23 protein-coding genes, 1 tRNA gene and 3 pseudogenes are annotated in these 22,476 nt (G+C 61.2%); 15 read left to right on the forward strand and 12 right to left on the reverse strand.

Translation table 11 applies throughout. The features are described from left to right. Positions 1-188: hypothetical protein (locus NCHOL11_RS18245; protein ID WP_176502315.1), on the reverse strand; the 188-nt coding region annotated here is incomplete at its 3' end. Positions 189-588: 400 nt separating this feature from the next. Here NCHOL11_RS18245 and groL point away from each other — a divergent pair. The 9 genes and pseudogenes from groL to NCHOL11_RS15475 form a co-directional block, all read left to right on the forward strand. Next, positions 589-1,935: pseudogene (gene groL, locus NCHOL11_RS15440) on the forward strand (chaperonin GroEL); the annotation flags it as partial. Positions 1,936-2,042: 107 nt separating this feature from the next. Beyond that, on the forward strand, positions 2,043-2,402 hold the full coding sequence (locus NCHOL11_RS15445; protein ID WP_097093473.1) for a hypothetical protein: 360 nt from the start codon (positions 2,043-2,045) through the stop codon (positions 2,400-2,402). Then, positions 2,402-2,536 (forward strand): hypothetical protein, encoded by a 135-nt coding sequence (locus NCHOL11_RS18670; protein WP_255254870.1) that lies wholly within the window; start codon positions 2,402-2,404, stop codon positions 2,534-2,536. Before NCHOL11_RS15445 ends, NCHOL11_RS18670 begins: the two co-directional genes overlap by 1 nt. A 145-nt stretch (positions 2,537-2,681) precedes the next feature. Beyond that, positions 2,682-2,801, forward strand: a complete 120-nt coding sequence (locus NCHOL11_RS18675; protein WP_255254886.1) for a DUF2924 domain-containing protein — start codon at positions 2,682-2,684, stop codon at positions 2,799-2,801. Then, a pseudogene (locus NCHOL11_RS15455) lies at positions 2,798-3,342 on the forward strand (recombinase family protein). The gene NCHOL11_RS18675 and the pseudogene NCHOL11_RS15455 overlap by 4 nt, the downstream one beginning before the upstream one ends. Positions 3,343-4,204: 862 nt before the next feature. Further along, positions 4,205-4,678 carry a hypothetical protein gene (locus NCHOL11_RS15460; RefSeq protein WP_097093474.1) on the forward strand — a complete coding sequence of 158 codons (474 nt, stop codon included), beginning with the start codon at positions 4,205-4,207 and terminating at the stop codon, positions 4,676-4,678. Positions 4,679-4,685: 7 nt separating this feature from the next. Continuing rightward, positions 4,686-5,147, forward strand: coding sequence for a DNA methyltransferase (locus NCHOL11_RS15465; protein ID WP_097093475.1), 462 nt, complete (start codon positions 4,686-4,688; stop codon positions 5,145-5,147). A gap of 2 nt (positions 5,148-5,149) precedes the next feature. Further along, positions 5,150-5,389 carry a DNA methyltransferase gene (locus NCHOL11_RS15470; RefSeq protein WP_176502316.1) on the forward strand — a complete coding sequence of 80 codons (240 nt, stop codon included), beginning with the start codon at positions 5,150-5,152 and terminating at the stop codon, positions 5,387-5,389. 50 nt (positions 5,390-5,439) lie between these two features. Further along, positions 5,440-5,781, forward strand: a complete 342-nt coding sequence (locus NCHOL11_RS15475; RefSeq protein ID WP_097093477.1) for a DUF5681 domain-containing protein — start codon at positions 5,440-5,442, stop codon at positions 5,779-5,781. 710 nt (positions 5,782-6,491) lie between these two features. On the opposite strand, the gene NCHOL11_RS15480 is transcribed toward NCHOL11_RS15475, so the two are convergent. From NCHOL11_RS15480 to NCHOL11_RS15505, 6 genes are all read right to left on the reverse strand, one after another. Next, a complete protein-coding gene (locus NCHOL11_RS15480; RefSeq protein ID WP_097093478.1) occupies positions 6,492-7,577 on the reverse strand; it encodes a PepSY-associated TM helix domain-containing protein in 1,086 nt (361 codons plus the stop codon). Further along, the gene (locus NCHOL11_RS15485; protein ID WP_097093479.1) at positions 7,574-9,784 is read right to left on the reverse strand and encodes a TonB-dependent receptor; all 2,211 of its coding nucleotides are present in this window, start codon (positions 9,782-9,784) and stop codon (positions 7,574-7,576) included. Before NCHOL11_RS15485 ends, NCHOL11_RS15480 begins: the two co-directional genes overlap by 4 nt. A 159-nt stretch (positions 9,785-9,943) precedes the next feature. Next, entirely contained in the window at positions 9,944-10,960 is a 1,017-nt protein-coding gene (locus NCHOL11_RS15490; RefSeq protein ID WP_097093480.1) for a sugar phosphate isomerase/epimerase family protein, read from the reverse strand. Between the two features lie 10 nt (positions 10,961-10,970). Further along, positions 10,971-12,104 (reverse strand): Gfo/Idh/MocA family protein, encoded by a 1,134-nt coding sequence (locus NCHOL11_RS15495; RefSeq protein WP_097093481.1) that lies wholly within the window; start codon positions 12,102-12,104, stop codon positions 10,971-10,973. Between the two features lie 3 nt (positions 12,105-12,107). Then, positions 12,108-12,944 (reverse strand): 3-keto-disaccharide hydrolase, encoded by an 837-nt coding sequence (locus NCHOL11_RS15500; RefSeq protein ID WP_097093482.1) that lies wholly within the window; start codon positions 12,942-12,944, stop codon positions 12,108-12,110. Then, a complete protein-coding gene (locus tag NCHOL11_RS15505) occupies positions 12,941-13,528 on the reverse strand; it encodes a TetR/AcrR family transcriptional regulator (protein ID WP_097093483.1) in 588 nt (195 codons plus the stop codon). The genes NCHOL11_RS15500 and NCHOL11_RS15505 overlap by 4 nt, the downstream gene beginning before the upstream one ends. Before the next feature lie 102 nt (positions 13,529-13,630). On the opposite strand from NCHOL11_RS15505, the gene NCHOL11_RS15510 reads away from it, so the two are divergent. The 4 genes from NCHOL11_RS15510 to NCHOL11_RS15525 are packed head-to-tail and all read left to right on the forward strand — an operon-like array spanning position 13,631 to position 17,606. Next, entirely contained in the window at positions 13,631-14,515 is an 885-nt protein-coding gene (locus NCHOL11_RS15510; RefSeq protein WP_217991103.1) for a sugar phosphate isomerase/epimerase family protein, read from the forward strand. Further along, positions 14,512-15,582 (forward strand): Gfo/Idh/MocA family protein, encoded by a 1,071-nt coding sequence (locus tag NCHOL11_RS15515; RefSeq protein WP_097093485.1) that lies wholly within the window; start codon positions 14,512-14,514, stop codon positions 15,580-15,582. Before NCHOL11_RS15510 ends, NCHOL11_RS15515 begins: the two co-directional genes overlap by 4 nt. After that, on the forward strand, positions 15,567-16,361 hold the full coding sequence (locus NCHOL11_RS15520) for a hypothetical protein (RefSeq protein WP_097093486.1): 795 nt from the start codon (positions 15,567-15,569) through the stop codon (positions 16,359-16,361). Before NCHOL11_RS15515 ends, NCHOL11_RS15520 begins: the two co-directional genes overlap by 16 nt. Next, positions 16,362-17,606: an MFS transporter gene (locus NCHOL11_RS15525; protein WP_097093487.1), complete on the forward strand. Its 1,245-nt coding sequence runs from the start codon at positions 16,362-16,364 to the stop codon at positions 17,604-17,606. 733 nt (positions 17,607-18,339) lie between these two features. On the opposite strand, the gene NCHOL11_RS15530 is transcribed toward NCHOL11_RS15525, so the two are convergent. The 4 genes and pseudogenes from NCHOL11_RS15530 to NCHOL11_RS15545 form a co-directional block, all read right to left on the reverse strand. Further along, positions 18,340-18,792 (reverse strand): hypothetical protein, encoded by a 453-nt coding sequence (locus tag NCHOL11_RS15530; protein ID WP_141397889.1) that lies wholly within the window; start codon positions 18,790-18,792, stop codon positions 18,340-18,342. A gap of 660 nt (positions 18,793-19,452) precedes the next feature. Then, positions 19,453-19,839, reverse strand: a complete 387-nt coding sequence (locus tag NCHOL11_RS15535) for a hypothetical protein (RefSeq protein WP_141397890.1) — start codon at positions 19,837-19,839, stop codon at positions 19,453-19,455. Between the two features lie 115 nt (positions 19,840-19,954). Continuing rightward, a pseudogene (locus tag NCHOL11_RS15540) lies at positions 19,955-20,095 on the reverse strand (BRO-N domain-containing protein); the annotation flags it as partial. Positions 20,096-20,421: 326 nt separating this feature from the next. Then, positions 20,422-20,496, reverse strand: a tRNA-Gln gene (locus NCHOL11_RS15545). 125 nt (positions 20,497-20,621) lie between these two features. On the opposite strand from NCHOL11_RS15545, the gene NCHOL11_RS15550 reads away from it, so the two are divergent. Together NCHOL11_RS15550 and NCHOL11_RS15555 are read left to right on the forward strand one after the other, a co-directional pair. After that, positions 20,622-21,143, forward strand: a complete 522-nt coding sequence (locus NCHOL11_RS15550) for a MarR family winged helix-turn-helix transcriptional regulator (protein ID WP_097093491.1) — start codon at positions 20,622-20,624, stop codon at positions 21,141-21,143. A 67-nt stretch (positions 21,144-21,210) separates the two neighbouring features. Further along, the gene (locus NCHOL11_RS15555) at positions 21,211-21,525 is read left to right on the forward strand and encodes a hypothetical protein (RefSeq protein ID WP_097093658.1); all 315 of its coding nucleotides are present in this window, start codon (positions 21,211-21,213) and stop codon (positions 21,523-21,525) included. Between the two features lie 19 nt (positions 21,526-21,544). On the opposite strand, the gene NCHOL11_RS15560 is transcribed toward NCHOL11_RS15555, so the two are convergent. Beyond that, complete coding sequence (locus tag NCHOL11_RS15560) at positions 21,545-22,372, reverse strand: transglutaminase-like domain-containing protein (protein WP_097093492.1); 828 nt, start codon at positions 22,370-22,372, stop codon at positions 21,545-21,547. Positions 22,373-22,476 lie beyond the last annotated feature (104 nt).

Here is a 22,476-nt window from a genome sequence, read left to right on the forward strand (position 1 = left end):
CAAGACCTATCCGTCCAAGGCAGCCAACTCAGCGATGCATCGGCCCTTTTCGAGGAAAGCAAGTCGAAGATCTGATCACCGATAGTGCCCGCGGCGGCCGGATGCTTGCGGCGTGCCGGCTCACTGATCGCGTCGGCGGCGTGCATGAGCAAAATCTGATGATCGAAATAAAGCTGATTGAGATCCATGTGTCACTCCCTGGGTAAGCGGGAGCGCGATGGTCTCTCAGTCAAGAGCGCCTACGTTGCTATGCACTTGATGACTTCCATATAGGCTTAATCGACAATCATACAACATGACGTGCCCTCAAAAATTCGAGAGAAACATCCCTGCTGGAAGTGCCTACTATTCCATCTGCGACACAAAATTATTTCTGCTCATGGCAGTGATGGCGTCACCCATTCTAACGGATCGCTGATCGGCGCCGACATAGCGGGTCCAGCTTGTCTTCGATTGCCGCTGGGCGCATAGCAGGGTCATCGGCGGCCTGCATTTAGGCCTGCCAGTTCGCTATTTGGTAGCGCTGGCTTCCGCTTGTGAAAGCGACATTCCGTCGCGGACCAGCGCCAGGAAAGTCGGACTCAAACCATGACTGCCAAGGACCTGAAATTCGCGCACGAGGCCCGCGAAGGCATCGCGCGTGGCGTCGATATTCTCGCCAATGCCGTGCGCGTGACCTTGGGGCCCAAGGGGCGCAATGTCCTCATCGACAGGAGCTTTGGAGCGCCGCGGATCACAAAAGACGGCGTCACCGTCGCAAAGGAAATGGAATTCAAGGACAAGTTCGAGAATATGGGCGCGCAGATGATCCGTGCCGTGGCGTCCAGAGCGCATGATCTTGCCGGGGACGGCACCACGACAGCGACCGTCCTTGCGCAGGCGATCGTTTGGGAAGGGACGAAGTCGGTATCGGCGGGCATCGATCCGATGGACCTCAAACGCGGCATCGACCTGGCCGTTGCCGCCGTCGTCGCCGAGCTCAAGGCGCGGTCCAAGCCGGTATCGAACAATCAGGAAATAGCCCAGGTCGGCATCGTTTCGGCCAATGGCGACGAGGTGGTGGGCAACCGGATCGCCGAGGCGATGGAGAAGGTCGGCAAGGAAGGCGTCATCACCATCGAGGAAGGAGCGAGCGTCGAGTTCGAACTGGACGTAGTCGAGGGCATGCAGTTCGATCGAGGCTATCTGTCGCCCCATTTCGTCACCAACAGCGAGAAGATGACGGTCGAGCTGGAGTACCCGGTCATCCTGATCCACGAGAAGAAGATGGGCAATGTGCAGGCCATGCTGCCGCTATTGGAAGCAGTTGCGAAATCAGGCCGTTCGCTGCTCATCATCGCCGAGGATGTCGAGGGGGATGCGCTGTCGACGCTGGTCGTCAACAAGCTGCGCGGCGGGCTGAAGGTCGCCGCGGTCAAGGCGCCGGGCTTTGGCGATCGGCGCAAGGCGATGCTGGAGGACATCGCCATATTGACGGCAAGCGACGTTGTAACGGAGGATCTTGGCATCAAATTGGAGGATGTCACGCTGGACGGGCTGGGCACCGCCAAGCGCGTGACGATCACGAAGGATACCAGCACGATTGTCGACGGTGCCGGCAGCGCGGAAGCCATCAAGGCGCGCGTCGCCGCGCTCCAGGCGCAGATCGAGACCAGCAGCAGCGACTATGATCGCGAAAAGCTCCAGGAACGTCTTGCCAAGCTGGCCGGCGGCGTTGCCGTCATCAAGGTCGGCGGATCTTCGGAGCTGGAGGTCAAGGAACGCAAGGATCGGGTGGAGGACGCTCTGCATGCGACCCGGGCCGCAGTGGAGGAAGGCATTTTACCCGGCGGCGGCACCGCCCTTCTTTATGCTTCGAAGGCATTGGACGGCCTTGATCCCGTCAAGGACGACCAGCGGCGGGGCATCGACATCATCCGCCGAGCCACCGCCGCCCAGCGTGACGATGGCAGTTTGCTCCCACCACCCGACACGCTAGGGGAGGGGCCCGCGCGCATCCGCAAGGCGGTGGAGTCGCTCATCCGCCAGGTCTTGCGCAAGAGGTGCCGATCAAGAAGAGCGCTGATGCCTGGCGCAGCGAGGGCCGCCGCGCGATCGGCGTGGTAATCACCGACGCCGGTCGCGCTGGGATCGCGGTTGAGGTGGAGAAGCCGGAGCTGAGTGGAGCGCCGACGCTCGCACCGGTGACGGCGCCCAACGTGGCCCCATCTCTGCCAGAACAATTTGCAACGACTGATGCAGTGTCCATGGCACCGGTTGCTCACACCAAGACCGCGCTGGTGCTACAGATGCTGGGGCGAGAGAGTGGCGCCACCCTGGGTGCGCTGACCGGCGCCACGCATTCGATTGACAAACGCAAGCGGGGCGAGGTCACCTGCTATCATCTTGGGAGTCAGGCCTGATGCGCGGGGTTGCGGCGCGTGTCGCTGAGATCGAAGCCATGAAGCCGACCGCGCTCAAAGCGGAGTGGCGCAAGGTCCATGGTCAGGATCCGCCACCGGTCGCCCCCAGCCTGCTGGCCCGCGCTCACCTATGATGTTCAGTGCAGGGACCAAGGCGGGCAGGGGAACGCATGCGCCAGCGGCTAATGGGTGCGGTAGACGGGCGAGTAGCACCCTGCCAGCGCTTCAGCCTGGCACCCGGCTGGTGCGGGAATGGGGGGCGATAGCCGCCATGTGCTGATGGAAGAGAAGGGAACGTGCACCTATAGAGGCAGGAGCTTCACTTCCCTGTCGGTGCTCGCCCTGCACATCACCGGCGCCCACCGGTCAGGGCCGCGCTCCTTGGGGGTGAAGCCATGACCCAGAAGAAGCGCCTGCGCTGCGCCATCTATACCCCCAAATCGACCGAAGAGGGGCTCGACCAGGCGTTCAACAGCCTGGACGCACAGCGCGAAGCCTGCGCTGCCTATGCGCTCAGCCAAAGGGGCGAGGGCTGGTCGGTGCTGCCTGCCCTCTATGATGATGGCGGCTTCTCAGGCGGCAGCATGGAGCGCCCGGCACTTGTCCGGCTGCTCGCGGATATCAGTCGGGCAAGATCGACATCGTCATCGTCTACAAGGTCGATTGCCTGACCCGCAGCCTCAATGACTTTGCCCGCATCGTCGATGTGTTCGACGCGGCAGGCGTGTCGTTCGTGTCGGTCACCCAGCAGTTCAACACCACCACCAGCATGGGGCGGCTGACGCTCAACGTGCTCCTGAGCTTTGCTCAGTTCGAGCGCGAGGTGATCGCTGATCAGCATCTGCCCAAGGTCAATCCGACGCTGGTTGCGCTGCTCTGCAAGGCGGAATCTGCCCGGGTACAGCTTTTGCGGATGGCGAGGCAGCGCCGCGCGATCTGAAACTGGAGCGCCTGGCCCGGCTCGCTTTCCTCGCGCCCGACATCGTCAGCGCAATCCTGGATGGACGGCATCCGCCAGCTCTAACGACGCGGCGCATGATGCAGCTGCCACGCATTCCGCTCGACTGGCGCAGCCAGCGTCAGGCGCTGGGGTTCTGAAACCCCGCTTCGCAAAATCCGGTACCACCTGAAAGGGCCCCGTGAGACGCGGGGCGTTTTTTATTGGAATGTCGTGCGAAAGTCCGGTCTTGAGTACCAAGTTTCTGACCGCAAAGGAAAAGGCCGCGGAACCGCGCCCTTCTCCATGCGAGTACAAGGACTGCGATTAACATATTGAAAAGAAAGAATGCTTTGGCTGAGGACCCAGTCCTAAGCGAAGCCGTCTACCTGTTCCACCTGTTATTCGCGAAAGAGGTGTTCAGCAGCTTGTCAGTTGCCGCAGTTTTAGCACCCTGGAGCGCTAAGTGTCCGCGGAATTACGGGCATTGTTGCGCATTGCATTTCAGTCTCTGATCTGCCCAGAAAACAGGTGCGGAACAGGTGAATAACAGGTGTCATGCAGCATCTCCGCTCCTCCGCTCGGCAAGGCTGCCGCCGACCTACATTTTAGCTTTGTCTTCAAAAAGAGCTTGTCACAAGACCCTCAATTGCGATTTATAGGTCCTGCTGAACGCGAGACGAGACTTGCTCTCTTGGCTCAGTGCAGGTGGCCATGCGCTGCCTGGGAGCAGCACCAAGGAAGGTAGCTCATAGAAATTGGACCGGTCAAGGGCCGGGAGAATGGATGTGCGCGTGCCTTCCTTCTTTCCTTCCGGGCCATTTTGGTCTGCCGACGAGCCTGCTCGCCGACTTGTGGGGGAAAGATGATGGGCTACACGATTGTTAATAAGGGGAGGCAGTCGGTCAAGGAGGCGGTCAATGCCAGGTCGCGCGACCGCCGGCGGCAGTTGGCCGATGAGACGAAGCTGAGGTCGGCAGTCAGCGTCATGGGGCGTGACGACCTCTTGCCGGAGCTAGAATTGAAATATCGCGCGCCTGCCACCCTCAAGGCCGCCAAGCGGCGGCTGCGTAAATCGGAATGCGGACATGTTGAAAATCTGTGCCGCTCGATTTCCGTGATGGGTTTTTGCGTCCCAATTCTCATTAGCGCAGACGGCATCATCATTGAAGACGAGGCGGACGCTGAAACTGATTTGCCCATAGTCACCGTTCCTGGCGACCTGTGGCAGTTTGGCAAGCACCGGCTCTTTTGCGGCGACGCGCTTCTGCACGAGTGTTATGCCGGGCAGCTTGGCGATGAGCGTGCGCGCATGGTTTTGACGGACCCCACCATATAATTGCAAAATTGAAGGATTCGTCAGCGGCAATGGCAAAGCACAACATCAGGATTTTGCCATGGCCTGCGGGGAGATGTCCCCGCCCCAGTTCCAGGAGTTCCTGCGCCAATTTCTAGACTATTGCCGTAGCTTTACGCAACCGGCTTCAGTCATCCTCGCATGTATGGACTGGCGGCAGAGCCATACTCTCGTCCTTGCAGCTCAAGACGCCAAACTTCAGCTGATCCAGATGGTCATCTGGGACAAGGGCAGCGGCGGTATGGGCTCGCTTTACCGCAATGCATTCGAACAGATCCATGTTTATTGCGATGGTCCCACGCCTGTAGTGAACAATATTAAGCTCGGCAAAACTGGTCGGGATCGCGCAAATGTGCAGCATCATCCTGGTGCCAACAAGCCTGGCAGTTCAGCGGCGGCCCCGCTCAAGACCCATGCGACGCCCAAGCCTGTGGAGCTGGTGGAGATTTGATTTTGGACGTTTCGCATGGCGGCGACATCGTGCTCGATCCATTCACGGGTTCGGGCACCGCCATCATCGCTCCAGAGCGGACCGGCAGGCGCGCCTATGGCATCGAACTTGAGCCTCGCTTTGTCGATAGCGCCATCCGCCGGTGGGAGACGCTGACCGGACATGAAGCAATCCATCTCGAAAGCGGCCTCAGCTTTGCTGATGTTGCCACTGAACGGGCAAAGAGTGACGCCGAAGAATGAATACGCGACCAGCAACAACTTGAACAGCAACACATAACCGGGGGATTATTATGGCGAAGGGGCAGTCGGGAAATCCCAATGGCCGGCCCAAGAAGCAGGCGCCGCCGCCCGATGATTTCCTCACCACCTTGATTGCCGCGGCTAATGAGATTGTTGATGTCAATCCGCCCGGTCAACCGGCTCAGATTAAGGCCGTCCAGTTGTTAGCACGTCAAATGATGATGCAGGCTCTGAAGAGCAAGGGGCTTGATCAGGTGCGACTGGTTAATTTCTTCGAACGCTTGGGGCTCTTTGCGGCCTTGTCCCAGCAAAGCGAAGAAGCGGCAAAGGAAAAAGGAGGGGGTTGCGTTTTACTGGACCGGCGAGATCGAACGGCGCTTCCAAGAGCTTGAAGCGGAGTTCGCCGATCCACCAGAGATCAACCCTGATGAGGCGTCGGGAACTTACGTTCAGACGCGCGACGAGGATGAGGATGCCGTCGATTTTGACCCTAAAGAGGAGGATGGCAGTCCGGCGTAGAAATGACCGTAGAAAGTAGCTCCGACGACTACCGCCCCCATTTTCGCTAGTAGCGCCTTCGATAAGATGAACGCCAGGGCCGCGCATCGTCGGATACGCGGCCCTGATGCGTTCGGATGGACATCGATCACTGAGGTTCATTGGTTTTTCGTCCCGGCATTTCTACGACCCATATGCCGGTGAAGCTCTCGCGCCATCTCTTCGATTTTCGTCCGCCAAGCTATCCCCGATTTCCGCTGAAGGGCTCGCGTTCGGCCAAGTTGGTCTGCCAGTGCGGCGCGAGCTTGCCTGTAAATGCCGGACCTACTTTAGGGCTTCAGGGGCGTGGTCGCGCGGGCACGTACGCGGTAGAGATCAGATCTTAGTCGGAGATCAGCGGGGAAGGCTGGGGTTGAGACTTTCGCGAATGTCGGCTTCAAGATCAGAAACCGAGGTAAGCCGAACGTTCGCAGCGCCCACATTTAAAAAATGGTAACAGCAATGCGCCACTTTTTGCCTTTACCTCGCGAGGTTGTCGTTCCTCGAAACGAACATCAAAGTGGCGTGAACTCGCTCCCCCGCCGGCGGTGGTCATGGGCCGCGCTCAACGATGTACCTTGATCAATTGCGGCACCGGACGTTTGACGCGTTTTCTCGCGAACCAAAATGACCAGAGGGTCAACGTCCCCAGCAGCCCCAATGCCAGTCCAGCGAAGGTCATTACCAACCGATAGCTTAGACCGCCGACTTTGGCGGCGTGAAGCGGGTAGAGCATGTTGTAGATCTTCACGACCTGAGGCAGGCGGGAAGCATCCCGAGCCTTTATCATACGGCCATCATCCGCCGCGAACCACAGGGTTGTGCGCCCGTTTGGCAGCCATTCGTCCGGCCGCTTCATCCGCAAGGTTATGAGGCCGCTGCCTTGCCGGGGGAGCGACAGGCTGCGCACTTCGGCGCTTGGGAAAAGCGCCCGGGCCTCCTCGATAAGAACACGCCAGTCAGGCTTTGCCGCAAGCGGAACATGCGGAACGGAAGGCGCCTTGAGACTGGCGTCGATCTGGGCGGGGGCGGCGGGTCCTAGGACAAGGGCCGCCATCGGGCGGAAGACCAATATGGCGCCGGTCAACAGCGCCAGTACCAGCAGCGGTGCCGCGACCACCCCCAGATCACGATGGTGGCGCAGGATTGCCGGCCGGCTCATCCGCTTGGGCAAAAGGCGGAACTCGAACGTCTTGCGCGTGCGGGTCCACAGGATGATGCCCGAAATGATGAAGAACAGCCCGGCGATTGCGGCGATGCCGATCACCGATTCTCCCGTGTCGCCTGCAAACAGATGATGATGAAGGTCGAATAGCCAGAGTTCCGGCCGCTCCCATTGGCTGTTCCAGCGCGCAACCAGATTGCCCGCTTGATCGGTATAGGCGCCACGACCATCCGCGAAACGCAGCCGGTTGAGGCCGAAATCCTGTCCGGCGAAGGTGATCATCTCTGGACGGGTGGCAGGATCCGCCATGATGCGTTCGACGGCCGCAGCGATGGCGTTCGTTTCCTGCACCTGGGTGTCGGATGCATGCGGCAGCAGCACCCAGGCGTCCTTATGCACCAGCAAAGCACCCGAAAACCCTAACACCGCCAGAACAAGGCCGATCAATCCGCCAAGCCAGCGATGCAGGAGATCGAGCGTCTTCAAAAGCTATAATCCCAACTCAGGGTGAAGGTGCGACCGCGTCCCGCGAAATAAGCGAGATTGTCGGTCGGCAGCCGCGTGTCGCTGCTATAGTCGATGTAGAATTTGTCGAACAGGTTCTGCACGCTCAGCCGCAGCCCGCCAAAGCCGGTCTGATAGCGGAGGCTGGCGTCCGTGACGTGATAGCCTGCGAAATTGTTGCGCCGGTCGGGCTGCGTGAGCCCCGGATCGGCATGAAAGGTGCGCGACAGGAAATATTGCGTCTGGACGATCGCCGAAACCGCCCCGCGATTGAATGTAGCCAATAGGTTGACGCGATCGGGTGAGATGTTCACGCCATCTAGATCGGTATCCACCACGCCATCCGCGTTATTGTCGTAGCGCCCCTCGATATGAGCGTAGCCGATGCCGAGCTTCAGCCCTTCGATCGGTGTCTCGCTGCGCAGATTGACTTCGATGCCTTCGATCTTGATGCGCTGACGTTGCACGTCGAAGTTGCGCCCGAGGCCCGGGACCAGAAGCTGCCCCTTGTCGCTTGACGACCAGAAATAGGTGGCCGATGCGTCGATCGGTCCGCGCTTCACTTCAACGCCGATCTCCCGGTTGTTTGACACTATCGGTTCAATGGCAAGGTAGCTGTCGATATCGACGCCGGGAAGATTGACGGAGCGTGCGATGCGGCCCACGTCGGGGGCGGTATAGCCCTCGGCATAGCTGGCATAAGCGCGGATGCCTTCCCATGGTTCGATGATGACGCCGCCGTTCAGCAGAAGATCGTCAAATTTCGGCTTGCCGCCCGCAACAGCGACGCCGCCATAGGTCGACGTGCCGCAAGGCGTGCCAGCCGGCAAGCTGGCCGAGCAAGCGACAAAGGTTGTTGACGCCAGCGTGTGATAATCGTCGATCTTGATCTGGACATTTTCCCAGCGTGCGCCACCAGCGATGCGCACCAGACCATCGAACAGCTTGAGATTGGCCTGGGCGAAGGGGGCGAGGCTCCGGAACTCGGCCGGGGGCACCCAGACGCGGTCCGTGGCGATCAGCCGCTGCTCGGTCTTGTCCCACAGAGCGTCGAAGCCAAGCGTCGCAGTCAGCGCTTCGAAGCCCGGAATCGCGCGCTCATAGCTGAACTTCGCACCGACTTTGCGCGAGCGGTTTTGCGACTGGTCGAACAACGTGTTGACGGGCGCGAGAGCCGGGTCCTGGAAGGTCGCGATGGGCGCTATCTCGCCGCCGAACGTATCGCGCGAGCGGTTGAAGAATATCTGGCTGATGAAATTGCCGCCGAGCAGCTCAGTGTCGGTGTAGGACAGCGCGATGCTTTCGGTGCGGTTTGCGGCCGGATCGCCCGGAGGAGCGCCGCGGACCGCACTGGTCGGCAGGCCGGCGTTGCGGTTGCCCGCGACCGCTACGAAATCCCCGTTGCCCTTCAACTCGAAGCGGCTGGCGATCAGGTCGATCCGGCCTGTCGCTGAAGTCGCGTAGCCAAGGCGTGCGAAGAAATTGGTCGTCCGCGAGTCCTGCGTCTCGCCCTGCGTCAGGTTCAGGCCGACGCGACGGCCCTGACCGTCATAGAATACGCCCCGCTTTTCATAGGTAGCGCCGATCGTCGCGTCGAAATCGCCGGCCTTGTACTGGAACAGGCCGCCGGCCTTCCAGCCGAGCCCGTTGGAGTGCAAGCTGTTGTCGGCCGTGGCCTGCAACAGAACCCGGCCGCCTAGGCCTTCCGCGGTCGGCGCGCCGACCGTGACCTGGTTAACGATGCCGCCTGTGCCGCCGATGCCCTGTAGCGCGTTGGAGCCGTAGATCAGTTCAACCCGGTCGACAAAGAAGCCGTCGATGGTGAAGCCGTCGCGGGCGCCGTCGCGCAGCGGGGTCGATTGTGGGATGCCGTTGATCGCGTAGAGAGGCGAACGACCACGCAGGGTTTCGCCCGCGCCGGAAAGCTTCTGGCGGGTGGGCGAGAAGGACGGGGTCAGGGTTGCTATCGCGTCGGTCACTGAACCGGAAATCGCGAGCTGCTGGTCGAGCGTCTCCTTGTCGACCACGTCGATCGTCAGCGGCAGTGCATTAACAGGAAGGATGCTGCGAGCCGCAGTGACGACAATCCGCCCTTCGGCCTCGGCTTCAGCAGACGCGGGTTGCGCGTTAGCGGTTATGGCCGACAACAGTGTTGTCGTGGAGAGCAGAGTAGAACTGATGATGCGCATGAACAAACCCCTAGCTTGCTGCGCTCGCTAGTGGATCAAATATACTAATGCAAGTCAGTCGCAGCCAGTCTAGCTTTGGATCGGTTCTTGCGATCGCGGGTCATCTCAGTCGATCGTGTCCGATCAGCGGCCGTTCGGCTGAGCGCCAAAGCCAGCCTGTTAACCGCCCTTGGCAAAATCGTCGAAAGCCCGGTCGGTAACAGGGATGATATGCCGCGCGATAAAGGGCGCCCCCTCGCTGGCGCCCTGCTCGGGGTGCTTCAGCGCGCACTCCCATTCCAAGACAGCCCAGCCCGGAAAATCATATTGCGCCATCTTCGAAAAAATCTGCCCGAAATCCACCTGCCCGTCGCCAAGCGAACGGAAGCGGCCCGCGCGGTCGATCCAGGATTGATATCCGCCGTAGACTCCGGTTCGGCCGGAAGGACGAAACTCGGCGTCCTTGACGTGGAAGCTCTTCACCCGCCTGTGATAGATGTCGAGGAATGCGAGATAGTCGAGCTGCTGCAGCACGAAATGGCTGGGATCATACAGTATGTTGGCACGCGGGTGCTGATCGACGCGGTCCAGGAACATCTCGAACGTCGCACCGTCATGCAAATCCTCCCCGGGGTGGATTTCAAAGGATACATCCACCCCATTGTCATCAAATGTGTCAAGGATCGGCCGCCACCGCCGAGCCAGCTCGTCAAAGGCTTCCTCGATCATGCCTGCGGGCCGTTGGGGCCAGGGGTAGAAATAGGGCCATGCCAGAGAGCCTGAGAAAGTGGCGTGGGCGGTTAAGCCCAGCCGCCGACTGGCCTGCGCCGCCAACTTCAGCTGTTCCACGGCCCATTCTTGTCGCGCATCTGGACGCCCCCTGACATCAGGCGCTGCGAAACCATCGAACAGCGTGTCATAGGCAGGATGCACCGCGACAAGCTGCCCTTGGAGGTGCGTAGAAAGCTCGGTGATTGACAGGCCCTTGCCGCCGAGCTTGCCCAGGATTTCGTCGCAATAATCCTGGCTTCGCGCCGCAGTGGCCAGATTGATGAAGCGCGGGTCGTTGGTCGGTATCTGCAACCCCTTGTAGCCAAGGCTCGCCGCCCAATCCGCAATGGCGTCCAGCGAGTTGAAAGGTGCGTCGTCACCGATGAACTGCGCCAGGAAAATCCCAGGCCCCTTGATCGTTCGCATTTAAGTTCCTTCAGACGATGAGAGGGACCCAGCCGCTTTCATCGCGGCTGGCGTAAACGGCGGTTTCGATCAGCGCCATGCCGCGCAGACCATCGGCAATGCCTGGTAACAGCGGCGCTTTGCCCCCGCGTAGCAACATGGCGAAGTCACGATAGAGGTTGGCGAAGGCTTCTAGATAGCCCTCCGGATGCCCACCGGGCGTCCGCAGCCTGGCCGTTGCGTCCGCGCCCAGCGACGCATCGCCCGCCTGGACCAGCTCCGTGCGCCCGTCGCTATGATGAACGACCAGCATGTTGGGCCTTTCCTGCCGCCAATCGATCCCGCCACGATCGCCATGGATACGCAGGCGCAATCCGTTGCGTTCACCGATCATGATCTGGGAGGCGAGCAGCGCACCCCGCGCGCCGTTTTCAAAGCGCAGCAGCAGCTGGCAGTCGTCGTCCAGCGCACGGCCGGGCACCACCGACCCAAGATCTGCGAGCAACTGCGTCACCCGAAGGCCGGTCACGAACTCCGCCAGATGAAAGGCATGGACGCCGATATCCGCGATGCAGCCACCCGGTCCTGCGCGCTTGGGGTCAAGCCGCCACGCCGCCTGCTTGCTGTCGGTCGCGGTGGCAAGCCAGCCTTGGGGATATTCGACGATCACCTTCGTCACGCGGCCGATCGCGCGGTCCGCGACGCGCGCGCGCGCCTCGCGGACCAGCGGATAGCCTGAATAGGTGTAGGTCAGCGCATAGGGTACATCGGCTCCGGCCACGATATCGGCCAATTCGCGCGCTTCCTCCAGCGTCGCGGTCGCCGGCTTGTCGCTCATCACTGCAATGCCAGCCTCCAGCGCGGCGCGCGCGGCAGGCAGGTGATGATGATTAGGGGTGGCGATTGTGACGAAGTCTATCCCGTCGGGCCGCACCGCCTCCGCGTTCAGCATCGTCGCCACGTCGGGATAGGCGCGCGCCGGATCGACCCGGAAAACTGCCCCCGCTTCCGCCGATCGCGCAGTGTCACTGCTGAAAGCGCCCGCGACTAATTCTATCTCTCGGTCCAGTTCGGCGGCGATCCTGTGCACACTGCCGATGAAGGACCCGGGGCCTCCGCCGATCAGGGCAAAACGCAGGCGCCGGCCATCTTTTTCGTTCTTCACTCTTTAGCCCTCTTTGATCCTGATGTTCCGCCATCGGCAGGCCGCTCCAGGTCCCCAACGCGCCTCGCCAAAATTGGAATCATGGTCGTGCACTTCGAATGCGATATGTCCGCGCTCTCCCAACAGGGCACCGACTGCGGCGGGGTCATAGCCGGGCGATTGAAGGGCGGCGGTATCCACCTGCGCAATCTGCAGTCCATTGACCCATGTCGTGATGACCGGCAACGCGCCGCCCACGCAGCGGATGCGCAACTCGTTCCAATCGCCCCATCGCCAGACGGTCAGGAAATCCTCCACCTTCGCGGCATAGGATAGACGCCTGATCTTGTCTGGCGTCACCGGTTCCGCGCTGGTCGCAGGATCGTCGACCTTAAGACCGATTGGTAGACCCTTGCTGTCCAGCACGGCGTCGATCGCGAAAGGCACGGCGGAAAAGCCGGCCAGCCCATTGCCGTAAAAGCCGCCGATGCCGCCCGATGGACGATGATCCACCAATATCTGGAAACCTTCCCAGCTGTCGCGCTGGCGGCGCACCATCACACCGGTATCGGCAGGCCAGTCGGGGCGCATCTCCAGCACTAGTTCGAAATCGCCGAACGTCTCTTCGGACAGCAGATAACCGCCATAGCCCAACCTTGCCTGACGGCCTACGATCGCGCCGTCCTCGACCGTCCATATCGCCGGATGCGCCTCCGGGTCGGCAGGCGTTTGGATCCCATATTGCGCCATCAGGTCAGTGACGGCCGGTCCGCCGGGATTCCAACGGCCATAGACGCGTGGAATCGCCCGCCATCCGGCAAGCGTGCTCCCATCGAACAATGTGCGAAATTCGTCCGTCATTTTCGCCCTTCGCCATTTCCAAGCAGCAGTTCAATCTCGGTTTCCAACGCCGCGGCCATGTCGATCGAACGATCGACCAGCCAGCGCACCTGCAGGCCGTCCGACTGGGCAATCAGCATCATCGCAGCGTGATCGGGGTCCAGCGCGGCCGCCACAATTCCCGCCGCCTGACGCCTGCGGATTTCATCGGCGATATAGGATTGCAGGACGGCAAAGCGCGCCTGGAAAAACTCATGCGCAGGGTGGGACGCGTCCACCGCTTCGGCTGCAAAAGCGGTATAGAGCTGCACAAGCCCGGGACTGTTTGTGTTGCGCCTGGCCCCTTCCACCAGCCCCGCAAAGACATCCTCGCCTGTGGTCAGTTGAGCTGCATTGTCCTCGTCCCACATGCGCAGCACTTCCTGCAGCAGCATCTCTCGGGACGAGAAATAATAGATGATATGCGCGCTATCGATGCCGATGCTGCGGCCGATCTGACTGAGCGACGCGCCCCGATAGCCTTCACGACTGATAACCTCGACCGCCGCGCGCAGAATCTCGTTCCGCCTTTCCTGGCCTTTTGCATAGGGTCCGCGTTTCTTCATTCGGTGGCCATAACAGCAGCATTTCCGAAAATATAGTTGTCCTTAATTTTTAGTATCGCTATAGGTTCAGGCGGCGGGCCGAGCCGCAAGGGAGGATGTTCATTGAAACGCGTCGCAATCAACCCGCTCCCCTGGGTAACTGGCCCGATGGGGCCGCACGTTACTGAACAGAATTTACGAGAAGCCCTGACTGATCTGGTGCAGACAGGCTTTCGCTCGCTCCACACCGATGTTCCCGCGAGAATGAACGTCGCGGAATATAGGTCGATCTTGGACGAATTCGGCTTCACTCCCGCGCCGGGCTATTTCGCCGGGGACTTTCATGTCGCCGAAAAGCAGGCGGCCATTGTCGAACAGGCAAAGGCGCATGCTGGCACCCTTGCTGCGCTGGGCGTCGACAGCACCTTCGTCGCGGGCAATATCGACATGGCGCGCTTCACCAATCCTGCCGTTGGCTACAATGCGTCCGCCGACCGGACCAAGCGGATGGCCGAAACGCTCGCTCGCGCGGCGGATGCGGGCTTTGCGGAAGGGGTCCGCTTCGCCCTGCACCCGCATGTCGCGATGATTATCGAAACCGAGGAGGAAACGCGCGACGTGCTCGACATGACCGCCGGGTCTCACCTTGGTTTCGGACCTGACACCGGCCATCTGCTGTGGGCTGGAATGGTGCCGGAACAGATCATCGCCGACTATGCTGATCGGTTGGTCGCCGTGCATCTGAAGGACGTGGACCAAGCCGGCTTCCGCCGAGCGCTTCGCTATGAAGATGATTATATGACGGCGATCGGCACGCGGCACATCTGGAGCGAGCCGGGCCGGGGAATCGTGAATTTCGATGCCGTCTTCAACGCGCTGCCTGCCGATTTCCACGGGTGGTTCGTGGTGGAAGTCGACATACCGAACCTGCCCACGCCGCTGGAAAGCAGCCGCGCTTCCTATGACTTTCTCGCGTCTCATCCCTATTTTGCTGGAGCCACGGCATGAATATGGTCAAGCCACTGGGCGTCGGCTTTGCAGGCGCGGGCCCCGTCACGCAGGCGATTCACCTGCCGACGCTCGCCCATCTGCCGGATCTCTTCACGCCCGCCTGCGTGATGGACGTCAACGGCGATCTGGCTGCGGCGGTCGCGGTCAGCGCGGGCGCGCGTTCCGTCACGTCGCTCGACGCGATGCTCGCCGATCCGGCGGTGGATGTCATCGCGGTCTGCAGCCCCCAGCAGTTCCACGCCGATCAGGTGATCGCGGCCCTGCGCGCAGGCAAGAAGGCCGTGCTATGCGAAAAGCCCTTGGCGAACAGCGCCGATGAAGCGCGCGCGATCGCGGAGGTCTCGGCGGAAACCGGCATCCCCGTAATCCTGGGTGCGATGCATGTCTTCGATCCCGGCTGGATCGCGGTGAAGGATATGCTCGGAGACCTGGTCCCCAAGGCGCGCAGCATCCGGTCCAGCATCGTGCTGCCGCTGAACGACCGTTTCGAAAACTGGGCGACAGAGGTGACCGGGCGGCCTGACATGGCCTTCTCCATGCCCGACGAAATTACGCCGGATGTGATCCGCCAGATGTTCCACACCTTGATCCTGGGCTTGGCGGTGCATGATCTGCCGTTGGTGCGCGCCTTCCTGCCGGACTGGCGCGACTTGGAAATCTGGTCGGCGCGCCAGCTCGCACCTTTCGGCTATCTGATCGCCGGTCAGGCGGGCGGGCGCGCGGTGCAGCTTGCCGGGACCATGCATGGCCATGGCGAAGCCTATTGGGACTTGGAAGTCGCTGCCGATGCGGAACTGCTCCGCATTCGCTTCACCCCCTCCTACATCCACGGCGGTTCAGCCGTCGCGACGATCACCGACGCATCGGGCGCCGTTCGCCAGATCGGACCTTTCGACCGCAACGGCTATGTCGAAGAATGGCGCGCGCTTTATGCGGCTGCACATGGCGACCATGGCGCCATACCCTCGCTCGACACCGTCGCGGAGGATTTCGACTTTGTGATCGATGTCGCCAACAAAGCCAGTGCCAGTGCGATCGGAGAACTGTCATGCCCCTGCCACTGACCATCGCCGCCGAAGCGCTCGGCCTTCAGCACAGGCTACGTAAGACGCTGGCCACCCTGCCACTGTCCTATCGCGCTCCAGCAGACAGCGCCGCCGCCTCAATCATGTTCATCGCTGGAACCAGCGACTGGGCGGCACGCGCGACGGCCGCGGTAGAGGCGGGAGCGCGCGGCGTCATCATCGCCGATCCGGGCATCACCGACCCAGACGCGATCCTCACCCTCGCCGATCGGGCAGACCAGGCGGGCGCAGTCGTGGAACTGGCGGAACGCTATGCGGGCGATCCGACGCTACTACGTCATCGTGCCGACCTCATCCAGCATCTGGCGGCGACGTCGACCATCCTGATCAGCCAAGTGGGTGACTTCGCTACGCCCGCCAATGCCGCGTTGGACATGGTGCGCACGGCGCACGCCCTCGGCCAGCCGCTTTCCCTCACCCATATCTGGCAGGCATCCCACGCCGTTGTCGTGCGCGGCACGGCAGGCGAAAAGCTTTTCGAAGCGATTGCCACGAGCGGCACCGGCGGCGCTGGCCAGCGGATCGACGCGCTGGGCTTCGGCCGCACCTTACGTTTCTCGCTCAGGGGTGACGGATCGGCCAGACCTTCGGATCTCAGAATTGGGAACGCAAAGGGCGAGCGGAAGCTGTCGCCGGTCTACGAAAGCGTGGATCGTGCGGCATGGTTGCGGGTTCATGCCGCACTTGATCGCGGCGAACCGGACGGTCTGGCATTGCGGCAGTTCGCAGCCGACATCACCATGATCCAGGCTCTCTGAATGGCCAGCACGGCCGACGGTCGCGCAAGCGGCGCATTCATCGCGGCCTATTGGATCGCACAATGCGGCAACTGGCTGGGCCTCATCACCCCGGTCACGCTGACGATCGCCATGCGCATCGCGCAGATCGCTGATCCTGCGCACAAGATGAGTCAGCTCGGCATGATCTTGGGCATCGGCGCGCTTGCCTCGATCATCGCCACCCCTGTTTGGGGCCATATTTCCGATCGCACGACCGCGCGCATCGGTCGGCGCAAGCTGTGGATGATCGTGGGCGTTGCAGGCGGCGGCGCAGGCCTGCTGCTTATGAGCGCCACGAGCAACATCATGTTGTTCGGATTGGGATGGGTCATCGCCCAGATCGGCTTCAACGCCAATCAGGCCGCGCTCAACGCCCTGTTGCCTGATCAGGTGCCAGAAGCGCAGCGAGGCCGCGTGTCCGGGCTGTTGGGCCTCACCATCATCGTCGGCGTAATGGTGGGCACATTCCTCACCCAATTCACGACGGGCAGCCCTTATCTGCTGTTCATGGTGCCATGGTTGGGCACCGTCCTAAGCCTCGCGGTGATCCTGCCGATGTTCAAGGACGGGCCAGCCGCCGCGATGGTCGAGGCCTGTGGCGGCGTCCGGCAGTTTTTGGGCTCGTTCAGCATCAGCCCGGGCGAACATCCCGATTTCTACTGGGTATGGATCAGCCGCTTCCTCGTCATCATGGGCATGTCTTATATCCAGGTTTACGCCGTCTATATCCTGTCCGATCGGCTGCATCAGCCAATGTCGGACGTCCCACGGCTGATGTTCATCAATGGGAGCATCGGCGCAACCATCACTATCGCAGTTTCACCGCTCTCCGGGTGGCTTTCGGACAGGATCGGCAGGCGCAAACCCTTCGTCATCGTCGCCTCTATCATTGGGGCCATCGGACTCATGACGATCGGCATGGCGCAGACCGTGCTTCAATTCCTGATAGGATCGGCGATCGCGGGGGTGGGCATGAGCGTTTATTATGCGGTCGACCTTGCCTTGGTGGCGGCCGTTCTTCCCGATCCGGACAACAGCGCCAAGGACATGGGCATTTTCCAGATCGCCAACACCCTGCCGCAATCGCTCGCCCCGCTCATGGCACCAGCTTTTCTGGCGATAGGTGCGATGCAGGGCGGCAATTATCCGGCCGTGTTCATAGCTGCCTCGGCGTTCGCGTTGCTCGGCGCCGGAGCTATCCTGCCGATCAGGAAAAGCTCTTAAAGAGGCTGGTCCAAAAATCCGGCAAACTGATTGGCTACTCGCCGACGACATGACAGGCACTGAAAAAACTGCGCTCTACACCGCGGTGCATACGACCTTCAAATACGCGTTAACGCGTTAAGCTGCTTGGGCGGGACATAGCTATTCAGCGAGGAGCTGGAACAGCCACACGTAGCTTTCGAGGGAACTCTTAGCCTTCTCCAGTGCCTCGGTTGCACGGCGCTCTTCCTGACCGGAAAGGCGGGCTGCTTTTTGTGCAGCTTCCAAGTCCTTTTCGGCTGTTGAGATAGCACGGGCTAATTGCGAACTTGTTCGGATCAATGAGTTTGGTGTGGGTCATATTAGGTCTCCTACCGGGCGCGCGAAGGAGACCGACGGAACGCCGGCGGGGCCTTGCGGCTGAGTTCGGGATAGATGGAGGTAGGCTGCGAGTGCGCCTTGAGGCCACGGCCATCGTGGCGGCGTGGTCACACGGCTTGCAGATAGGGCGAAGGCCGTCCCACTTGATCCGATCAGCGTAGAACTCGCTTCGGGGCTTGGCTGTGCAACAGGCTGGGCAATACTTTTCGCCGTGCTTCAGAGGCACTGGCGATGTCGTCTTAGGTCTGGCCAAAAGGCACACTCATGGAAAGGAAGGCTCCCGCCAGTTTTTTTCCGCAGTCTGGGATGAAGTCCAGCGGGAGCCTAAAAGTTGATTAGATCGTGTTCTTCAGCATGCGGGTCGTCGCCTCGACTACAGCAGCGATGCGCTGTTGGCGGGCATTAACGGCGCGACTTGGCGGTCGATCTCAGCGAGATCCTCCCGCAACTCCTTCGCGGCCCGGATGTCGGCCTTGGTCTGTTCCATCGCCTTTGCGAGCCGAGACTTTGCTTCGACCGGGAGGCGCAGTTCCAGCCGCTTCTTCTGGGCCCGCAGTTCCATCTCCACATCATGGCGGGTATCGCCGGTGATGCGCAGGACAGACTCCCCGGTCTCGCGGTTGTAGTGACTGACATCGGCCAGCCGGTTCTCAATCTGGGCAATCTCCCGCTCGATCTGGTCAGCCTCGCGGGTGATGGCAAAGACCTCGCCCTGATAGGCGTTCGCGCTTTCGCCCACGCCAGCGATCACCTTGGAATCCCGGCTGTAGGCTTTCAGTTCGGCTTCGATCGCATCCTGCTCCGTCAACCGGCGGTTGGCCTGCATATTGGCTCTGACCCTTTCCCGCATCTCTGGGGCTAAGGCCGAAAGGGGCATGTTGCGCTGATGCCCCTGCAGCTTCCGCTGAAGGTTAGCCGGTAACGACAGCGGATGAAGGAGCATCCAAGGCGGTCGATAGGATGTGTGCTTCCAGTTCATTGTCTGGGAGGTCGGCAAGGTCGGACATGTGATGGTATTTCTCGGGTGTGACGACTGGGCACATTGCCTCGGTCGATCCTACGCCATGGCGGGAGCGCTGGATTGGTAATGGGAGGAGGGACGGCCCTGCGGTGTACATGGCACCCGCAGCCCCGCAGGGCCGTCACAGTCACCAGCACTGGAGAGGCTGGGCTGCTTAAAAGAAGGAGGGAGGAGGGATAAGGACAGGGTTCACGAAAGAGCGCCTGCGGTGTCCTGAAGATCACCTACAGTTATCTTAGATATGTGAACCGGGGGATCATTCTCCGAAAGTGCGGGCTAATCGGAGGACCTCCATCTCAATGAAGTAGCGGCGGGCCTCGCGGCCCCGCTCCGTCGAACATCTGGACCCCTTCGCGCTCTCGCGAGGGAGGGCTGTTATTTGCTCCAAATCCTGCCGAAATGCAGCGGCAAGGTCTCACGGCTCCACATGGTTCACCGGCAGCGCCCATAGCGCTCCTGCCGCCATTATGACAGTCTAAACTCACCATCTTCGGTCATCGCAGCCGACTGCTCCCCGGCGACTGCCGCAGCTAAAACCTTCTCCATAATCTCCCGGCCCTTTGGCGTCAGCTTCACCAGCTTCTGACGACCGCCCCGTGTGATCTCATGTTGCAGCCACCCCGAGCCGTCCCGCCGCTCTTTTGAGGGAGACAGGAAGACCCTGTAGCTGTTCTGGACGCTACGGCCCGACCGGTCGCCAAGCGCCTCCCGCAATTCGGTGATGTATCCCGGTCTTCCTGCACGGTCGCAAAGCGCGGCAAGGGCGAAGAAGGAGGCCTGAGGCAGCGACAGGCGGTTAGGAGCATAGTTCGATAAGATGCAGATGCCCTGCGACCACTGCCGAAAGGTCATCCGTTCGTCCAACATCCTTGCTCGCTCCGATCGTTACGTCAGCGAGAAGATTGCAGCGAAACTGTGCCATGTCACTTGTGGCAGAGGAGAACAAGATTGCTTCTGTTACATTGGCTTACCCCGCCAGCAGTAGCGGATAAGGTGCCATTCGAACGACGGGAATCCCGCCGGTCTTTCGGATGCTCGGTAGGACGACCTTGGTCACCCAGTTCTGGAACTCCTTGGCCTCCGGTTTGTCGGATCGCATGATGAGCTTGTAGAGGCCGGGACTCGGCTATGCCGGTTACATGAGCCTCGCCTTTCTGCCACCCAAACCCATCCCCCCGGCTCAGGATCAGGGGGTATCAGCCTGACTGCCACCCCTATTCGGCATGTTGCGGGAAACAGCCGCCGCTCCTCGGCGTCCAGCTTCGAAGTATACTGAGTAGTGCCGCGTTCGTATCAAGGTTAAGGTGTGGCGAACGCACCACGAGTCATGGGTGATTGGTCAAGCTTCGGTAAGAGCCAATTGCCCTCTCTAGCGGATCCCACAGAAGGTTCCAATTGCCCGCTAACTAACTGAAAACATTAGAAAATTGAAACTGGCTGGGGCGGCAGGATTCGAACCTGCGCATGGCGGTACCAAAAACCGCTGCCTTACCGCTTGGCTACGCCCCAGCATGCGCGCGGCGGTGCCGGGCGCGGGGACGGCATATAGCGTCTCTTGCGCGAAAGGAAAGCCTAGTCATCACAGACTTGCTCCGCCAATATGCGGGCGTCAAACGCTTCCTGGAACGCCCGGCATGAATGCAAATAGTTCGCCCGCCAATGCACCGGCTTCGCAGGTCACGCCTGCCTCTCCCCTGTTCCTGCGGGAGGACGAAATCCGGCGCGGGATCGAGATGTTGTATTTCGGCTACTCCGCCTTGACGCGGTCCATCGATGATGGCCTTGCGGCGCAGGGGCTGGGGCGCGCGCATCACCGTGCGCTGTATTTCATCTCGCGCCAGCCTGACCTGACGGTGAAGGAATTGCTGCGCCTTCTCTCCATCACCAAACAGTCGCTCGGCCGAGTACTCAACGACCTTGTGGAGCGCGGCTATATCGAAACCCGGCAAGGGGCGAATGACCGGCGGCAAAAACTGCTTCGGCTGAGCGCCTCGGGCAAGGCGCTGGAGGCTGAATTATTTCGCGCCCTGCGTGAAAAGATGGCGGCGGCCTATGCGCAGGCGGGGCAGGGCTCCGTCACCGGCTTTTGGCGCGTGTTGGAAGGATTGATCCCCGATGCAGACCGGTCGATGGTGTTCGGGTTGCGCAGCCGCTGACTAGCGAGCAACCATAATGTCTTGCGGTGGTTAAGTTCAGGCACTCCACGGTAAGATGAGGAACATCATGAGATTATCACTTCTGGCTGGCCTGGCGATCTCGGCGGGTATGAGCCTGTCCGCCTGCTCGGAAAAGGCAGCCGACAGCCTTGAGAATGCGGGATCGGCGATCGGTAATGATGTCAGCCGGGCAGTGGATGGGGCGGGCGAGAAAATCGACAACGGCCTCGACGATGCGGGGCGGGCGTTTGATGAGGGCGCAAATGAAGTCGGAGCTGCCAGCCGCAATGCAGCTCAGGATGCCCGGCGCGAAGCACGGGAAGCCAAACAGGACGCGGGCGCCGCTATGGAGCGCGCCGGGAATGACCTCAGGCGAGATTGAACCCGCACCGGGCAGGGCTTTAGGCCTGAGATTGGCCGGACAGCTGGCTAAGCGCCGCTGCGACATAGCGGCGGCGTTCAGGGTCGCGGCTGATCTCCAGCATGGCGCATAGGCTCGCGCGCGCCGCCTCGACCTCGCCATGCACCAGCTGCAAGCGGGCAAGTGCCCACCAGCCGACGTCATGTTCAGGCGCGACCACGGTCATCCGCTCATATATGGTGCATGCCCGCCATGTATCACCCGCATCCTCCGCTCGCGTGGCTTGGTTCAGGAGGAGGCGAACGAGGGTCATGCGGTTCGACATCGGCTCGACGGCGGATTGGGCTTGGGGACCGGAAATGGCGGCCCTCGTCAACAACTCTGACAATTGTTCAGCCTGCACCAGTGCGCCACGCCGGAAGGGATCGATGATCGCCGGAGCATCCTCAGGCCCGATGCTGACCAGGACATGTCCAGGGGTATTGAGGGCGTGGGAACGCCATCCCGCCCGCCGCGCGGCTGCGACATAAAGGATGGACAGGCTGACAGGCAGCCCCAGCCGCCGGTCCAGCACCCGCACCATGTCCGCGTTCAGCGGCGCATCATAGCTCTCACTATCACCCGCAAAGCCGAACTGCGTGCCGATTACGCGCGCGAGCAGGGCGCCTTGGGCCTCACCCGTTTGCAGCTCATCGTCCCGGGCGCCGGACCGCTCCGCATCGATGGCTTTGCCGATCCCGCGCAGCAGCTCCAGATAGGGTTCAACGTCGATCCCGTCATGATCGAGCGCACTCAACATAAGCGCGGCGCTGTCGAGTTCGATCTCCTCATCGGCCAGCAAACCGAGATAGGCGATGCTCTCGTTCATCGAAGCACCGATGCTGCAGGAATGGAGGGAACCCGCGGCTCCCGGAAACTCACGGTCGAAAAACTTGCCATGCCCTGTAGATGGTGTCGCTCGCGCCGCTTTCC

It is taken from the genome of Novosphingobium sp. Chol11, from assembly GCF_900218065.1.
Taxonomy (GTDB): Bacteria; Pseudomonadota; Alphaproteobacteria; order Sphingomonadales; family Sphingomonadaceae; genus Sphingobium; species Sphingobium agri.

Bases quoted from the DNA above. Each gene is read 5' to 3' on its own strand.
- NCHOL11_RS18670 (WP_255254870.1), top strand. From the start codon at position 2,402: ATGCGCGGGGTTGCGGCGCGTGTCGCTGAGATCGAAGCCATGAAGCCG.
- NCHOL11_RS18675 (WP_255254886.1), top strand. From the start codon at position 2,682: ATGGAAGAGAAGGGAACGTGCACCTATAGAGGCAGGAGCTTCACTTCC.
- NCHOL11_RS15460 (WP_097093474.1), top strand. From the start codon at position 4,205: ATGATGGGCTACACGATTGTTAATAAGGGGAGGCAGTCGGTCAAGGAG.
- NCHOL11_RS15475 (WP_097093477.1), top strand. From the start codon at position 5,440: ATGGCGAAGGGGCAGTCGGGAAATCCCAATGGCCGGCCCAAGAAGCAG.
- NCHOL11_RS15485 (WP_097093479.1), bottom strand. From the start codon at position 9,784: ATGCGCATCATCAGTTCTACTCTGCTCTCCACGACAACACTGTTGTCG.
- NCHOL11_RS15490 (WP_097093480.1), bottom strand. From the start codon at position 10,960: ATGCGAACGATCAAGGGGCCTGGGATTTTCCTGGCGCAGTTCATCGGT.
- NCHOL11_RS15500 (WP_097093482.1), bottom strand. From the start codon at position 12,944: ATGACGGACGAATTTCGCACATTGTTCGATGGGAGCACGCTTGCCGGA.
- NCHOL11_RS15505 (WP_097093483.1), bottom strand. From the start codon at position 13,528: ATGAAGAAACGCGGACCCTATGCAAAAGGCCAGGAAAGGCGGAACGAG.
- NCHOL11_RS15515 (WP_097093485.1), top strand. From the start codon at position 14,512: ATGAATATGGTCAAGCCACTGGGCGTCGGCTTTGCAGGCGCGGGCCCC.
- NCHOL11_RS15520 (WP_097093486.1), top strand. From the start codon at position 15,567: ATGCCCCTGCCACTGACCATCGCCGCCGAAGCGCTCGGCCTTCAGCAC.
- NCHOL11_RS15525 (WP_097093487.1), top strand. From the start codon at position 16,362: ATGGCCAGCACGGCCGACGGTCGCGCAAGCGGCGCATTCATCGCGGCC.
- NCHOL11_RS15530 (WP_141397889.1), bottom strand. From the start codon at position 18,792: ATGCAGGCCAACCGCCGGTTGACGGAGCAGGATGCGATCGAAGCCGAA.
- NCHOL11_RS15535 (WP_141397890.1), bottom strand. From the start codon at position 19,839: ATGACCTTTCGGCAGTGGTCGCAGGGCATCTGCATCTTATCGAACTAT.
- NCHOL11_RS15550 (WP_097093491.1), top strand. From the start codon at position 20,622: ATGAATGCAAATAGTTCGCCCGCCAATGCACCGGCTTCGCAGGTCACG.
- NCHOL11_RS15555 (WP_097093658.1), top strand. From the start codon at position 21,211: ATGAGATTATCACTTCTGGCTGGCCTGGCGATCTCGGCGGGTATGAGC.
- NCHOL11_RS15560 (WP_097093492.1), bottom strand. From the start codon at position 22,372: ATGAACGAGAGCATCGCCTATCTCGGTTTGCTGGCCGATGAGGAGATC.